The sequence below is a fragment of the Flavobacterium sp. YO12 genome (genome assembly GCF_004119495.1).
Taxonomy (GTDB): Bacteria; Bacteroidota; Bacteroidia; order Flavobacteriales; family Flavobacteriaceae; genus Flavobacterium.
Genome location: NZ_NRQU01000007.1, coordinates 84,052 through 100,219, shown reverse-complemented (window position 1 = coordinate 100,219; position 16,168 = coordinate 84,052). Strand labels below are relative to the sequence as shown.

General features: G+C 32.7%; 17 protein-coding genes. 15 read left to right on the top strand and 2 right to left on the bottom strand.

Annotated features, from left to right (window positions below):
- Positions 1–41 precede the first annotated feature (41 nt).
- Positions 42–449, top strand: coding sequence for a glyoxalase (locus BOW55_RS03765; RefSeq protein WP_129023033.1), 408 nt, complete (start codon positions 42–44; stop codon positions 447–449).
- A 96-nt stretch (positions 450–545) separates the two neighbouring features.
- Here BOW55_RS03765 and BOW55_RS03760 read toward each other — a convergent pair whose 3' ends face one another.
- Together BOW55_RS03760 and BOW55_RS03755 are read right to left on the bottom strand one after the other, a co-directional pair.
- The gene (locus BOW55_RS03760) at positions 546–2,288 is read right to left on the bottom strand and encodes a DUF885 domain-containing protein (protein WP_129023032.1); all 1,743 of its coding nucleotides are present in this window, start codon (positions 2,286–2,288) and stop codon (positions 546–548) included.
- Positions 2,289–2,355: 67 nt separating this feature from the next.
- The gene (locus BOW55_RS03755) at positions 2,356–4,332 is read right to left on the bottom strand and encodes a thiamine pyrophosphate-dependent enzyme (RefSeq protein ID WP_129023031.1); all 1,977 of its coding nucleotides are present in this window, start codon (positions 4,330–4,332) and stop codon (positions 2,356–2,358) included.
- Positions 4,333–4,500: 168 nt separating this feature from the next.
- On the opposite strand from BOW55_RS03755, the gene BOW55_RS03750 reads away from it, so the two are divergent.
- From BOW55_RS03750 to hepC, 14 genes are all read left to right on the top strand, one after another.
- Entirely contained in the window at positions 4,501–5,451 is a 951-nt protein-coding gene (locus BOW55_RS03750) for an isopenicillin N synthase family oxygenase (RefSeq protein WP_129023030.1), read from the top strand.
- Between the two features lie 105 nt (positions 5,452–5,556).
- Positions 5,557–5,889, top strand: a complete 333-nt coding sequence (locus BOW55_RS03745) for a translation initiation factor (RefSeq protein WP_089056753.1) — start codon at positions 5,557–5,559, stop codon at positions 5,887–5,889.
- Positions 5,890–5,990: 101 nt separating this feature from the next.
- Complete coding sequence (locus tag BOW55_RS03740) at positions 5,991–6,860, top strand: nucleoside phosphorylase (RefSeq protein WP_129023029.1); 870 nt, start codon at positions 5,991–5,993, stop codon at positions 6,858–6,860.
- Positions 6,861–7,173: 313 nt separating this feature from the next.
- Positions 7,174–7,566, top strand: coding sequence for a VOC family protein (locus tag BOW55_RS03735; RefSeq protein ID WP_089056750.1), 393 nt, complete (start codon positions 7,174–7,176; stop codon positions 7,564–7,566).
- 84 nt (positions 7,567–7,650) lie between these two features.
- A complete protein-coding gene (locus BOW55_RS03730; protein ID WP_129023028.1) occupies positions 7,651–8,124 on the top strand; it encodes a DUF4265 domain-containing protein in 474 nt (157 codons plus the stop codon).
- 45 nt (positions 8,125–8,169) lie between these two features.
- On the top strand, positions 8,170–9,021 hold the full coding sequence (locus BOW55_RS03725; protein ID WP_129023027.1) for a substrate-binding domain-containing protein: 852 nt from the start codon (positions 8,170–8,172) through the stop codon (positions 9,019–9,021).
- A gap of 18 nt (positions 9,022–9,039) precedes the next feature.
- Positions 9,040–9,972: a transglutaminase family protein gene (locus BOW55_RS03720; protein ID WP_089055510.1), complete on the top strand. Its 933-nt coding sequence runs from the start codon at positions 9,040–9,042 to the stop codon at positions 9,970–9,972.
- Positions 9,973–10,160: 188 nt separating this feature from the next.
- Entirely contained in the window at positions 10,161–10,529 is a 369-nt protein-coding gene (locus tag BOW55_RS03715) for a hypothetical protein (RefSeq protein ID WP_089055511.1), read from the top strand.
- Between the two features lie 166 nt (positions 10,530–10,695).
- Positions 10,696–11,022: a helix-turn-helix transcriptional regulator gene (locus BOW55_RS03710; protein WP_099718160.1), complete on the top strand. Its 327-nt coding sequence runs from the start codon at positions 10,696–10,698 to the stop codon at positions 11,020–11,022.
- A gap of 4 nt (positions 11,023–11,026) precedes the next feature.
- Positions 11,027–11,497 (top strand): SRPBCC domain-containing protein, encoded by a 471-nt coding sequence (locus BOW55_RS03705; RefSeq protein ID WP_129023026.1) that lies wholly within the window; start codon positions 11,027–11,029, stop codon positions 11,495–11,497.
- A 6-nt stretch (positions 11,498–11,503) separates the two neighbouring features.
- Positions 11,504–11,881: a DoxX family protein gene (locus BOW55_RS03700; RefSeq protein ID WP_129023025.1), complete on the top strand. Its 378-nt coding sequence runs from the start codon at positions 11,504–11,506 to the stop codon at positions 11,879–11,881.
- A gap of 158 nt (positions 11,882–12,039) precedes the next feature.
- A complete protein-coding gene (locus tag BOW55_RS03695) occupies positions 12,040–12,639 on the top strand; it encodes a hypothetical protein (protein WP_089055515.1) in 600 nt (199 codons plus the stop codon).
- 229 nt (positions 12,640–12,868) lie between these two features.
- Positions 12,869–14,083 (top strand): glycoside hydrolase family 88 protein, encoded by a 1,215-nt coding sequence (locus BOW55_RS03690; protein ID WP_129023024.1) that lies wholly within the window; start codon positions 12,869–12,871, stop codon positions 14,081–14,083.
- Positions 14,084–14,098: 15 nt separating this feature from the next.
- Positions 14,099–16,081: a heparin-sulfate lyase HepC gene (gene hepC / locus BOW55_RS03685; protein WP_129023023.1), complete on the top strand. Its 1,983-nt coding sequence runs from the start codon at positions 14,099–14,101 to the stop codon at positions 16,079–16,081.
- The last annotated feature ends 87 nt before the right edge of the window (positions 16,082–16,168 follow it).

Sequence of the window (16,168 nt, the reverse complement as noted above, 5' to 3'; positions counted from 1 at the left end):
GTTTTTTGTATTTGAAATTTTTATAAATTTAAAGAAAAAACATGGCAGATAGAGACACTTTTTTAAAAGAATTCAGAGGCGAAACTTTAGGAACTGTAAGTGCTCAATCTTCGGCAGATGAGTTATTTCAAAATCAAACGATTAGACCTATTTTAAAGCTTCAAAATGATTTATTCATAGCCGTTTTTATTAATTATGTAAATAAAAACAAAGCCGATTTTTATTCGTACACCATCGAAAAGAAACTCCAGACTATAGAAAATTCGATTCAAAAAGATATTAAGTTTCGAAATTCTCTAAAAGGAATTGTTATGGCGCTTTTTACGATTGAAGAATACGATACTTATATCCAAAATTCTTCTGATTTAAACAAACGCATGATGAATTTATTGATTGACAGATTAAAAAGTCAAGTGCAGTTGTTTGAATTTGACAAAACAGAAAATTAAACTATTGTTTTCAGAAATTATTTAGCATAAAAAAACAGGTTTGACGAGATTATTAATCTTACCAAACCTGTTTTTAAAACTATACTTTTCAGAAATCTATTCCTCAGAAAGCATTAACTCTTTAATGTATTTAACTGGAGCACTTCCAAAGCTTAAAAACTTCTCATGGAACTTTTTCAAATTAAATTTATCTCCTTCTTTCTTTTTAAGTTCTTCTCTTAAATTATAAATTTCAGTATAACCTGTAAAATAAGAGCATAACTGCACTTGAGATAAAGTTACGCGTTTCCATTTTCCATCAGCTTCAGCTTGCTGCTGAAAAGCTTCTTTGGTCAATAAATCTAACGCTGCTTCTTTAGACATGTTTTTTGTATGAACACTAATATCTAAAATAGTATTACAAGTTGCTCTTAAATTCCATTTGTAATACATCAACCACATTTCGTCAGAGTTTTTGTAACCACTTTCCAACATCATCTTTTCAGCATAAACAGCCCAGCCTTCAACCATTGCACCATTTCCTAAAATAGATTTAATGATACTTGGAGATTGATTACTGTAAACTAATTGTGTGTAATGTCCCGGAACTGCTTCGTGAATATTTAAAATCTGAAGAATGTAATCGTTGTATTCTCTCAAATAACTTTCAGCATTTTCAGCCGTCCAGCCAGACATACTTCCTACATTATAATATGTATTTCCATTTTTATCATAAGGCCCAGGTGCGGAAATAGATGCACCTGCAACTCCCGCCATATACGCAGGCTCTTTACGAACCACAAGTGGTTTTGATGGATCGATGTATAATAAATCTTTAGCTTTTACATAAGCTGTTAATTCAGGAATTTGTTTCTCAATTTCAGACTGAAATTTTTCTGGAGTGGTGTGCTGTAAAGATATTTTATCAATAACCTGCTTGATTAAATCTAATTTATCAGCTGGTTTTGGATCTTTTCCTTTGTATTTTGTCCAAAGTTTATCAGCCAGAACAAACATTTTATCGTGCAGATCTTTTTTATGATCTACAGCAATTTTATAAATTTCGTCAGGAGTATAACTAGATTGGATATCAAAATTGAACTTTTTAGCATATAGTGCTGAACCAAGTCTAAAAGATCGCGGAGTTTTATTCGGTAAAGCTTTTAACCAAGCAGCATAATCTGAGATTGCTTTTATCGAAATAGCAGCTTTATCAAGCATTTCTTTTTTCTCAGCAGCACTTAATTTACTTTTTTCTAAAGCCGTTTTTAAATCGGCATCAAAAACAGAAGATCCACCTAAGTTTTGCGCTATTGCAAGTTCTGTATGTTCAACAGTTGGATTTTTAATGTTCTTTTTGGCAGTTTCATAATAAGCAGGAACTGCGTTCATCTTTTTGTTAAAGGCACGCAAACGCACTTCAAGAGAATCATAATTTCCGTTTAAAATTTCGGCAAAAGCTCCGCATACATTGTATTCAGAAGGATTCCATTCAGACGACTTCATCTCTTTGATACTAAAAATAGTACTTTCGAGCTGATTTTTAATCATTTGAAAATCGGTCTTATTATTATCAGACAAATCCTCAACGTTAAATTGTTTTAATGAATCTAATTGCGCATTAACAAAATCAAGTTGTCTTTTCTCTTCATTCGCATCATAAATAGATAATATGCTATCGTATTTATGGTAACCAACGCCAGAAGCCCAGCCAGGATTAATTTCCCACAAAGCCGTTACAAAGCCGTCTTTGTATTTATCAAATTTTCCATCTAAAGCTTTATCTTCGTTAGACTTAGTACTTTTGTTACAGGAAAAAAGCAGCGTAATCGCAAAAATTGAAACAAACAGTTTTTTCATAATTTATTTTTTTATGGTTTAAAGATAAAAAAAATGTTCATTATGCAAAACTATATAACTTTTACAATCAATATTTCAACAATTCTAACAAAACTTCTTCGAAACGATTTTTAGGCAAAAATTGATCTTCTAAGGCTTTTGTAAACGGAATTGGCGAATCGAGACTTGCCACTCTTTTTACTGGAGCGTCCAAATACTCGAAACATTCCTCCATAATTAAAGCCGAAATATCACTTGCAATACCTCCGAATAGAGTATCTTCTTGATAAACAATCACTTTTCCTGTCTTTTTTACTGAGGCAAAAATAGTTTCAGTATCAAGTGGCTGCAATGTTCTTAAATCGATTAAATCCGCTTTTATTTCAGGATATTTCGCTAACGTTTCCAACGCCCAATGTACTGGAGCACCAAAAGCAATAATCGTAACCGAAGTTCCTTCTTTTAACAAAGCTGCTTTACCAAACGGAATTGTATAATAATCAGTAGGAACATCTTGATGTATACTTCTGTACAGTTGTTTATGCTCAAAAAACAAAACTGGATTCGGATCGTTAATCGCAGTATTCAATAAACCTTTCGCATCATAAGGAAAAGCAGGATAAACTACTTTTAAACCTGGAGTTTTGGTAAACCAAGCTTCATTTGTCTGAGAATGAAACGGTCCCGCCTGAGTGCCGCCGCCGCAAGGCATACGAACCACAACATCGGCCTTTTCGCCCCAGCGATAATGTGATTTTGCCAACAAATTGACTATTGGATTAAATCCCGTTGAAACAAAATCAGCAAACTGCATTTCGACAATTGCTTTATAATTATTTATAGACAATCCCATTGCAGTCGAAACAACTGCACTTTCGCAAATGGGAGTATTTCTAACACGATCTTTACCAAAAAACTCTACAAATCCGTCGGTAATTTTAAAAGCACCACCGTATTCAGCAATATCTTGTCCCATCATAACAAGGTTTTTATGACGCTGCATCGACTGCTCCAAACTATTACGAATAGCATCTATAAAACGAATATTCTTGCTTTCGGATGTTGAAATAATTTCTTCATATTGATATGGCTTATAAACATCTTCTAATTCGCCGCTGTAAATAGGTATTATTTCAGGTTCAGCATTGGCGATGGCAAGATTCTCGTCAATTTCCTGTTTTATTTCATTGTGAAACTCTTCATCAAGTTCAGTTGTAAGAACTCCAATTTCGGTTAAATAGTTTCTATAATTTACAACAGGATCTTTAGTTTCCCATTCTTCCATTAATTCTTTCGGAACATATTTGGTACCGCTTGCTTCCTCGTGACCGCGCATTCTAAAAGTTTTAAACTCGAGCAAAACAGGATGCGGATCGTTTTGCATATCTGCTTTTAATTTTGACAGTTTATTATAAATCTCCAAAATATTATTGCCGTCTATAATATAACTTTCAATACCATAACCAATTCCTTTATCGGCTAAATTCTCGCAAGAATATTGTTCTTTCGTTGGCGTAGACAATCCGTAGCCATTATTTTCAATAACAAACATTACAGGAAGTTTCCAAACAGCTGCAATATTCAATGCTTCATGAAAATCGCCTTCACTTGTACCGCCTTCGCCAGTAAAAACAGCCGTAACTTTTTTATTATCTTGAAGTTTATTCGCCAACGCAATTCCGTCAGCAATTCCTAACTGCGGCCCCAAGTGCGAGATCATTCCAATAATATTATATTCCTGAGTTCCAAAATGAAAACTTCTGTCACGCCCTTTTGTAAAACCATTTGCTTTTCCCTGCCATTGCGAAAATAATCGGTGCAAAGGAATATTTCGTGTAGTAAAAACTCCAAGATTTCTGTGCATTGGCAAAACATATTCCGACTCGTCTAAAACAGAAGTTACACCAACAGAAATTGCTTCCTGCCCTATTCCCGAAAACCATTTAGATACTTTACCCTGCCGAATCAAAATGAGCATTTTTTCTTCGATTAAACGCGGCTTAAGCAGTTTTTTGTATAGGTCTAACAACTGCTCATCTGTAAGTTTTTCTCTATAAAAGATCATAGTTCTTGGTTTTTATATATCAAATATAAAAAAATATAACAATTTTACTTATTTATGTTATAAAATTTTAATTTTATTATAACTTTTAAAATTCAATTCTAAAATATTCTCTACCTTTGTTATATAAAGGCTTTTAAAGCCTTTTTTTCTTAAATAAAAATGTAAAGTATGCAAAACATTCCTAGTGTAGACTTACGTGATTTCCTTTCGGACGACCCGAAACGTAAACAAAAATTTGTAAATGAAATCGGCAGTGCATTTGAAAACATTGGCTTCGTAGCCCTAAAAGGTCATTTTCTTGACGACCAATTGGTAGACGAACTTTATGGTGAAATTAGAAAATTTTTCGCCTTGCCAGTAGAAACTAAGCATAATTATGAAATTCCTGGAATTGGCGGACAAAGAGGTTATGTTTCTTTTGGTAAAGAGCATGCTAAAGGACGCAAAGAGGGAGATTTGAAAGAATTTTGGCATTTTGGCCAATACGTTGACGAAAACTCAAAATACGCATCAGAATATCCTGAAAATGTAGAAGTTACTGAGTTGCCTCGTTTTAATGCTGTAGGAAAAGAAGCTTACCAGATGCTTGAAAAAACTGGTGTTTATGTATTAAGAGCATTAGCTTTGCACCTTGGTTTAGATGAATTTTATTTTGATCAATATGCAAAAGACGGAAACTCTATTTTAAGACCAATTCACTATCCGCCAATTACTTCTGAGCCAGAAAACGCAATTCGTGCAGCGGCTCACGGCGACATTAATTTGATTACATTATTAATGGGCGCTCAAGGTAAAGGACTTCAAGTTCAAAACCACAATGGTGACTGGATTGACGCTATTGCAGCCGATGACGAATTGGTTATTAATGTTGGAGATATGTTGTCTAGACATACTAATAATAAACTTAAATCAACTATTCACCAAGTAGTGAATCCACCTAGAGAATTATGGGGAACTTCACGTTTTTCTGTGCCGTTTTTTATGCATCCTGTAAGTGATATGCGTTTAGATTGTTTAGAAAATTGTATTGATGAAGAAAACCCAAAGAAGTTCGAAGATATTACCGCTGGTGATTATTTATACGAACGTTTGGTAGATCTAGGTTTAATCAAAAAATAAAACTTATTTAAGTTTCAATTTTAAAAATTCCAAATTCCAAACTTTCATTGGAATTTGGAATTTAATTTTTAAATTGGAGCTTATTTTTTTAGAAGAAGAAAACATATGGATTTTAAAGATCAATTAAAAAATTTATTCCCCGATCATATCGAATCAAACGAACCAGAAGAGGTTCAAGAGCAGGATCATGTTCTTTACATTCAGAAAGAACCCATGATCTGCAAGTTTGAAAAACGAAAAGGAAAAGCAACTACCATAATAGAAGGTTATGAAGGAAGCGATGAAGATTTTAAACTATTGGCCAAAGAAATAAAAACCAAATTAAGCGTTGGCGGTACTTTTAAAGATGATTCTATAATTATTCAAGGTGATTACCGCGATAAAATTATGGCTATTTTAAAAGAAAAAGGATTTAAAACAAAACGCGTTGGAGGATAAATAGAAAATCTCAATTTTAAAATTGGAATTTCAACAAGACACACAGCCGTGCATCTCAACAAAAAACCTCAGAATATCAGAACCTTAGAACTTAAAAAAAAATGATACAATCATCAGAATTAATCCTTAATCCAGACGGAAGTGTTTACCACTTAAACCTTCGTCCTGAACATATTGCCAATGATATAATTTTTGTTGGTGACCAAAATAGAGTTGAAAAAATCACTCAATTTTTTGATTCAATTGAATACTCGACGCAAAAAAGAGAATTTAAAACTCAAACTGGAATTTACAAAGGCAAAAGAATTTCTGTAATATCAACGGGAATTGGCCCTGACAATATTGATATTGTTGTAAATGAATTAGATGCTTTGGTAAACATCGATTTTAAAACCCGTGAACCAAAAGAAAACCTAACTTCATTAAATATTATAAGAATTGGAACTTCTGGTTCTTTACAAGAAGATATTCCTGTAGACAGTTTTGTAATGTCGAAATTTGGACTTGGTTTAGATAATATGCTTCGCTCCTATTTAATCGACGAAGTTTCAAATGCAGCGCTTGAAGATGCTTTTATCAAACATACTAATTGGGACAGCCGTAAAGGAAGACCTTATATAATTCCGTGTTCAGAAAAACTGGAACAACTTATAGAATCTGATAAAATTTTTAAAGGAATTACTGCAACTGCTGGAGGTTTTTATGGTCCGCAAGGAAGAGTTTTACGTTTGAATATTCAGGATGAGGAATTAAATAGTAAAATGGATAATTTTAAATTTGAGGATGAAAGAATCACAAATTTAGAAATGGAAACAGCTGCAATTTATGGACTTTCGGCGCTTTTAGGTCATAATGCTTTATCATTAAATGCCATTATTGCCAACCGTGCGTCAGGAACATTCAGTGAGGATCCTTATAGAGCAGTTGATGAGCTTATTACTTATACATTGAATAAATTAGCGGGGAAATAATGTTTGGTTTTGTAATTGATCACTTGATTTTCAAACCAATAAGAAAATTCACCCTAGGTATAGGAGGTTTATTTAGATGGATGTTTTTCCAAATCCTAAACGCATCTATTGAAGAAAATATCCTAAAAGTTTAGATTACTATTGGGATCATGATAATGAAAGCACCGATAATAATGGATTTAGCACATCTCAAAAGAATTTGTTTGCTGGATTTTTGCTTTTTATTTGCTTCATAATTTTAATTGAAAAATTAGAAGGTTGATGTCAAATAATCTGCTAATTTAAAAATAAGATAATTTAAAAATCTAAAATTATGTTTTTAAGAGTTGCAAGACACACGGATAACTTAGAAATAATTGAAAATTTTTATATCAATATTCTTGGTTTTGAGCGATTAGGTGATTTTCAGAATCATAAAGATTATGACGGCGTTTTTATTGGAAAAACAGGTTTAGACTGGCATTTTGAGTTTACACAATCTAAAGTAAAAGCCAATCATTCTTTTGATGAAGATGATGTTATTATCCTTTATCCAAAAACAATTTTAGATTATAACGAATTAATAGATAAGCTTGAGCATCATAACATTTCTACTATAACTGCCGTAAATCCTTTTTGGAATGAAAACGGAAAAATGTTTCAGGATCCTGATGGTTATAGAATTGTTATATCTCCATTGAAAGCAATAATAAGTGAAATTAATTAAGCAATTCATAGAATTAGATAATTGGTCAATTTGAGAATTAGATAATGAAAAGAGATTGCGAAAAAAAATATTACAAAATAAATAATGGCAGAAACACATAAAAAAATCCTATTCAAATACTATAGTGATTATTTAGAAGATACGGTTTCAGAAACCATGTGGGCTGAAATTGTAGATTTAGAAAAGGGACTTTTTAAATTAGATAATATTCCTTTTTTTGGAGCATTAATTGCAACAGACGATTTGTTTTATGCCGAACTAGATGAAAAAGAAGAACGTTTGGTCTATCAAAAAACGATTGAAAGCTCAGGAAATTCGATAGTTCAGATTTTAATTTTAGAAAAAGATTTTGACAAGGAAATTATAATCGAAAAACTGAAAGCAATTAATTGTTTGTCTGAAAGTTTAAATGATACTTTTCTAGCTGTCGAAATTGCAAGAGAAACAGATTATTCGATTGTGCGAAGTGTTTTAAATGAATATGAAACGCTTTCTGTTTTTGAATTTGCAGAGCCGTGTCTTTCTGAAAAACATCGAGCTGATTTATTAAAAAACTAAACAAACTTAAATACGCATACCAAACTTAACTTAAACTTAACTACAATGAAAACGGTAAAAATTGCAGGTGTTCCGGAACACTTCAATCTGCCATGGCATTTATGCATTGAAAATGGTGAATTTGAAGCAGAAAATATTGATTTGCAATGGAAAGATATTCCAGAAGGAACTGGTAAAATGTGCCAAATGCTGCGCGACGGAGAAACGGATATGGCAGTTATTTTGACCGAAGGAATTGTAAAAGATATTGTTGCAGGGAATCCTAGTAAAATTGTTCAAATTTATGTGCAATCGCCATTAATCTGGGGAATTCACGTGGCTGCAAAATCTGATTTTAAGAATATTACAGATTTAAAAAATAAAAAAGCTGCGATTTCTAGAATTGGATCAGGCTCGCAATTGATGGCCTATGTTAATGCAAACGAGCAAGGCTGGAATAGTGATGATTTGCAATTTGAGATTATAAATACAATTGATGGCGCTGTTGAAGCTTTGACAAACGGAACTGCAGATTATTTTATGTGGGAACGTTTTATGACAAAACCACTTGTAGATAAAGGTGTTTTTAGACGCATTGGCGACTGTCCTACTCCATGGCCGTCTTTTGTAATAACAGTTCGCGACGAATTTTTGAAGAAAAATCCAAAAGTAGTTGAAAAAGTCTTAGAAATTATAAACAAAACTACGGTTGATTTTGCTCAAATTCCGAGTATTGACAAAACATTAGCGGAATTATTCAATCAAAAAGTAGAAGACATTCAAGAATGGCTGAAATTAACACAATGGTCTCAAAAACATTTAAATGAGAAAGCTTTTATCAAAATCCAAAATCAATTATTTGATCTGGGAATTATTGATAAAAAAAGTACTTTTGTTGAAACGGTAAAAGCGCTGTAAAAACTGCTTTCGATTCTTATGATAAATTTTCCTAAAATTGACTTTCCGCAATTAAAATCCAAATTACAGGTGAAATCACCTTGGGATAGGGTGATTATTATGCTGTTGAGTCTTTTGATAACGATACCCATTTTTATCATACTGCATCAAAATTTACGCGATTTAAATTGGGCATTCAATTTAGATCGTGTGTTTATTTTTATATTCGTTTTTGCTGCAATTTTCTTTCTCTTAATGTTGCTGCGAACCATAATAATTTTATGTGTTGCTGTTTATTTATTGATTCTAATTTATGGAACGGTCATTGGAAATTATGGTTTCAGCGAAATCTCTGAGGATTATAATTCGATGATTTACACCATGTCAGACAATCCTTTTCCTCAGGATATTATTGTTGCAAAACTGCTTCCGTTTCCAAACAAATCAAAAATTATAAACGCAATCGAATATCAAAATCCAAAAGTTAGGAATTTTGCTATCATGGCGACTACTAAACATTTTAAAGGAATAAAAGGATATTCTGACTATAGAACTATAATTCAATGTTTTGCTGTATTTAAAGAGATAAACAGCCGTTGGAATTATGTAAATGATCCAAAAGAAGGCGATTATATTGCAACCGCCAGCGAATCATTAGAATATTTTTCTGGAGACTGCGACGATCATTCTATTTTAATGGCGGCCGCAATTCGTTCTATTGGCGGTACTCCGCGATTAATTCACACAAAAGGACATATATATCCTGAAATACTAATTGGTTCTTTAATCGATTTGGAAAAAGTCAATTATCTAATCAAAAATGTGCTTTTTCCAAAGGAAAGTTATAAAAAGAAAATTCACTATCACATTGATGAACGTGGTCAGGTATGGATGAATCTCGATTATACTGCTAAGTATCCGGGAGGACCATTTATGTACGAAGAAATTTTAGGTGCTTTGACTCTAAACTAGTTTTTTTTAGCAGACAGAAAACGGGATCGTACCAAGCCTTTCTAGAAATAAACAAAATCAGAGCAAGGCATCAGCAATTTCAATAAAATATTATAAATCAGATACATTAATTCATTTTGTGTTAATAAAATGTTAGGAGTAATACTTTTTTTTGTAACTTTTCCTGTCTAATTTTTAATCACAAAATCATGAAAAAATCTAAATTATTTATCTTCGGAATTGCATTGGCTGCGGTATTAATTATTTCATGCGCTAAGGGTAGAAATAAACTAGTAAATTCTTGGAAAATTACTGCTGTAGAAGCTAAAATGCCACTTTCAGATTCTTTAAAAGCAGTTATTCTAAGCGACGGAACCCTAACTTTTACAGAAGATGGGCACGTAACTGGCTTTTTAACTAGAGAGATTACAAATGGTACTTATGCATTGACAAAAGGTGGAAAAAGTTTAGTGATAAAAGATGAAGTTGGTACTCCATACCCTTGTGAAAGCACGATTACATCAGATGAACTGGTTTTAGATACCAAGGAAATGAAACTTACACTTAAGAAAATCTAACTTAAGTTTAATGTAACATTTTTAAAATCAGAATCATAATTCAAAAAAAATAAAGACATTCAAAACTCCTAAACTACTCGTTTAGGAGTTTTTTTATGAAAAAAGTTTGAAAAAAACATTGCGCAGTCAAATAACTGCATTATATTTGCAGTCAAATAACTGCACAATGGAAATTAGAAGAGATGTTTTTCAAGCAATCGCCGATCCTACCCGCCGAGCTATTTTGAGCTTAGTGGCCATACAAGCAATGACTCCGGGAGCTATTGCTGAAAATTTTAAATCGTCTAGACAGACTATTTCAAAACACATACAAATATTGAGTGAATGTGAGTTACTTCACCAAACACAAACGGGAAGAGAAATTCACTATCATTTAAATCCAGAAAAAATTAAGGAAATCGACAATTTTATTGAACCTTTTCGCAAAATGTGGGATGACAGGTTTAATAAATTAGAAAGTATAATGAAGAACTATAAACCCAAAAACGATTAATATTATGGAACCAAAAACTAAAGTCAGCGCTGTAAATGGACAGCAGCAATTAGTGATTACTAGAGATTTTGATCTTCCGTTGGAATTACTTTTCAAAGGATATACCGAAGCCGAATTTGTAGAGCAATGGATGGGAACCAAAGTACTGAAACTTGAAAATAAAAAACACGGCGGCTGGCAGTTTGAAACTTCAGATCCTAATGGAAATATAGTTTTTAAAGCAAATGGTGTCATACATGAATATATTCCTAATCAAAAAATAACCCGAACTTTTGAAATGGAAAACACGAACTTCTCTCCTCAATTGGAATTTTTAGAATTTGAAAAAATCACTGACGAAACCAGCAGACTTACTATTCAAATTATTTACAGATCTATTGAACTTAGAGATCAAACATTAAAAATGCCTTTTGCACAAGGTATTAATATGGCACATAATCGATTACAAGAAATTTTGAGTAAAACATTAAACTAAAATATTATGAGTAAAAGAAACAAAATTATCTATTGGATTGCTACGCTTTGGCTGGCATTAGGAATGACTGCAACAGGAATTGTGCAATTATTAAAAATAAAAGATGAAACTGAAATGATAACGCGCTTAGGTTATCCTTTATACTTTTTAACTCTTTTGGGTGTATGGAAACTTCTTGGAGTTATTGCAATTTTAATCCCTAAATTTTCTTTATTAAAAGAATGGGCATATGCCGGATTCTTTTTTGCCATGACGGGAGCTGTTTTTTCACATTTTGCAGTAGGAGATTCTGCTAAGGATTATTTTGGTCCAATATTGTTAATCGTTTTAACTATTGTGTCTTGGTATTTTAGACCCGCCGAAAGAAAAACCAGTACAATCTAAAAAGAGAGAAAAATATAAAAACTTTGAACTCAAACTGCATCTATTAATTTTCGCATTGAGTGCATTAATTTATCTGTAAAGACAATAAATATTTCAATTAATTGTTTTTATAAATACACCTCAATAGTGTTTAATCCATAAATAAATAGTTCAGAGATATGAAAAAAATAGTTTTTTTAGTTATTATGTTTAGTGTTTGCTTACAAGGATATTCGCAGGATGAACTCAATGCCAAATTTAAACCGATTCCTAAAAAGAATGCAGAAATTAAAGAAGTAATTCCTCCTCCTAAAGAAAATACTCCAAAAGCAGAACCACCCGTTGCTGCCGAAAAACCAGATCCTTTAAAAGTTAATCCAGAGGAGCTTTTTAAAGATACCAGTATATATAAAAAAGAGTCAAATGTTGATGGTATTTTTTATAGACGAAATCAATTTTTAGGAAGTTTTAAAACCACCTCTTTTACTTCTACAATTCGTTATCGTGATGCTGCTTTTGTAGACGGCGATAAAATAAAAGTATATTTAAACGATAAAGTGGTTGAACCAGAAGTAAGCTTAGATGGAGAGTTTAAAGGTTTTAAAATTAATTTGGTAAACGGAATTAATAAAATTGACTTTGAAGCTTTGAATGAAGGATCTGCTTCACCAAATACAGCAGAGTTTCAAGTTTATGATGATAAAGGTGTTGTTATTGAAGCTAGTCAATGGAATGTTGGTACAGGTTACAAAGCAACAATCGTAATAGTGAAAGAATAAAAGCGGGAATTTCTTAATTCTATTTTAAAACAAAAACGGTCTTTTCAGACCGTTTTTGTTTTTGTACTATTTTCAATAGAATTACTAAAAAATCCCAATAAAACAGGAGTGTTTAGACAAATTCAAAACAATTATAACAAAAACTGAAAGACGAATTTGCATCTCAAGTTTAACTTCGCTTTTGTAAAAATCCAATCAAAATGGATATAGATCTAAAAACGATTAAACTATGAAAAAAACCTTTAACCTCTTTTTTACTGCCTTTCTAATTACCTTCAGTTCGTTTTCGCAAACCAATCAAAATGATCCCTCGCTGGATTGGTTAAAAAAAACATCTGAAGTAATCCATTACCAGCTGAGCAAAGCTGCAGAAACGTATAAACCTGGAAAAAACCCTCGTTCTACAAATCCCGACGGAACAGTTAGACTTGCTGGTCTAACGGATTGGACAACTGGATTCTTTCCTGGAAGTCTTTGGTACGGATATGAATTAACCGGCGACAAAAAACTAGCTCAAGATGCACAAAAATTCACTCTAGCACTTGATTCTATCCGACATATAAAAAACACACATGATTTGGGCTTTATGCTTTATTGTTCTTATGGGAATGCCTACAGAATAACTGGCGACAAAACTTATCTTCCTGCACTTGCAGATGGTGCCCAAAATTTATACGCACGTTTTAGTCCAACAGTTGGAGCCATTCGTTCTTGGGATTTTGCTTGGTGGCACTACCCTGTTATTATCGACAATATGATGAATCTTGAATACTTGTATTGGGGCGCTAATCAATTTAATAAGCCCGATTATGCAAATGCTGCTAATTCTCATGCTTTAACAACAATTAAAAACCATTTTAGAAAAGATTATAGTTCTTATCATTTGGTAGATTACGATCCAAAAACGGGCAAAGTACTGCGCAAAGCAACACACCAAGGAGTAACAGACGATTCGGCTTGGGCACGCGGGCAAGCTTGGGGACTTTATGGTTATGCGATGTGTTATGCAAATACTAAAAATCAGAAGTTTTTGCAACAGGCAGAAAATATTGCTTCGTTTATAATGAACCACCCTCGTATGCCAAAAGACAAAGTTCCGGTTTGGGATTTTGATGTTCATAATGCGATGGATACTGACGAACTAGCTCCTAGAGATGCATCGGCTGCCGCAGTAATAGCTTCAGGTTTACTTGATTTAAGTACTCAGGTTAAAGACGGAAAAAAATACTTCGATTATGCTGAAGAAATACTAAAATCCTTATCATCAGAAGCTTATTTAGCTAAACCAGGCGAGAACAATTACTTCCTATTAAAACATAGTGTTGGAGCTTTCTTATACAATTCTGAAATTGATACACCACTGGATTATGCAGATTATTATTATTTAGAGGCATTAAAAAGATATGCTGAAATTAAAAAAATAGATTTTCCAGAGAAATCGTAACTCCATAAATTAAAGATGAAGACTAACAAATACCTATTCATTTTTGCATTTATTCTGTTCTCTGTACAAAACATTTTAGGACAGGAAACCAAAATAAATAAAACGAGTTTCGACCTTATTAATCTAGATTATAAGGGACTTGAAAAAGTAAAAGCATTGGTTACTGCAAAAAAGTACGAAGATGCCAGTGAACAGCTTTTAAAATATTATCGCGGTCGTACTGATGTTAAAAATTTAGATTTTAACCCTACTGACAGACAAAAATATGCTGGTAAAAAAGTAAGCGACAATACCTTAGCACTGGCGAATGATATTTTATTGCACAAATTTAAACCGCACAAAGGCTATCCTGCTTACGATTACGGAAAAGACATCAACTGGCAGTATCGTCCTGTTCAAGATCAATTGCTGACTACTTTTTTGCATCGTACTGCTTTTTGGGAGCCATTAGGAATTGTTTACAATAGTACTGGTAATGAAACATATGCAAAAGAATGGGTGTTTGAAGTACGCGATTGGATCCAAAAAAACAAACAAGGCGCTTATCCTGATGATAAACAGTATGCTTGGAAAGCCTTTGTAGTTTCTTTTAGACTTAATCACTGGTCGTCGTATTTTAATATGTTTATTAATTCGCCGCATTTTACTCCTGCATTTTTAATGGAATTTTTAAATTCTTATAAGGAGCAAGCTGATTATGTAATGAATAATTATACCGATATTGGAAATCATCGCTTATACGAAGCACTTCATATGATGTATGCCAGAAGCTCTTTTCCAGAAATGAATCATGCCGAAACATGGCGTAAGAGCGGTATTACAGTTTTAAACGACGAAATCAAAAAACAAGTTTTACCTGATGGAGTTCAGTTTGAGTTGTCTCCATCCTATCATATTGGTACAATTAAGATCTTTCTAGATGCCTTGCAAATTGCACAATTGAATGGTGTAGAAAAAGAGTTTCCAGAAAGCTATCATAATCTAGTCGAAAAAATGATATTGGCAGTTGGTAAATATTCATTTCCTGACTATACATTTCCATTATATGGCAACTCTTTCTTAACAACTAAAAGTGCCATGCTTAAAAATTATCAAGTATGGGCAAAGGTTTTTCCTCAAAATAAAACAATTGAATATTATGCTACAGACGGAAAATCAGGTTTGAAACCTGAGTATCTTTCCAGCAGTCTGCCCAATGCGGGTTTTTATGCCTTTAGAAACGGCTGGGACACAACATCAACTGTAATGCAAATTAAAGCTGGACCTCCCGCCGGGTTTCATTCTCAACCTGATAACGGAAATTTTGTTCTTTGGATAAAAGGTCGTGACTTTACTCCTGACGCTGGTAGTTTTGTTTATGCAAATGTTGGCAATCAAGAAAACAGTAAAAGAGATTGGTATCGTTCTACGAAAGCACATCAAACCTTAACTCTTGATAATCAAAACATCCAAAATGATGCAAAACTAATTAAGTGGCAGCCAGATGGAAATCTTCAATTACTTTCGTACCTAAATCCAAGTTACAAGGATTTAAATCATGAAAGAAACTTTTTGTTCGTAGATAAAACTTTTTTCATCATTATCGACAGAGCAATTGGAACCGCAAGAGGCAATTTAGCAATTCATTACAATTTAAAAGAAGATAGCAACGCGAGCATAAATAAGGTAAACAACAGCATCGTTACAAATTACGGAGATGGAAACAATCTCGTTATTCAACTTCTTAATAAAGATAAAGTTACTTTAAAAGAAGAATCCAGTTTTGTTTCCTACCAATATCAAAAAGAGACAAATCGCCCCGCTTTTGTATTTGAAAAACCTAAAAACAATGAAAATACACAAGGCTTTATCTCTATACTTTATCCATACACTGGTAACAAACCACCAGAAATAAAAATCATCGAGAATAAAGGACATGATCTGTCAAATGGTAAAATTGATATAACATTAACCATAAATGGAAAAATAAGCCAAATTCAACAAAACCTTAATCCCTAAAAGATTAAAAAACTCAGTACAATTTTTATTGCCTTAGTGATACAACAAAAACTTTACGAAGCTATCTTTGGAATTCAGAAAAACTGA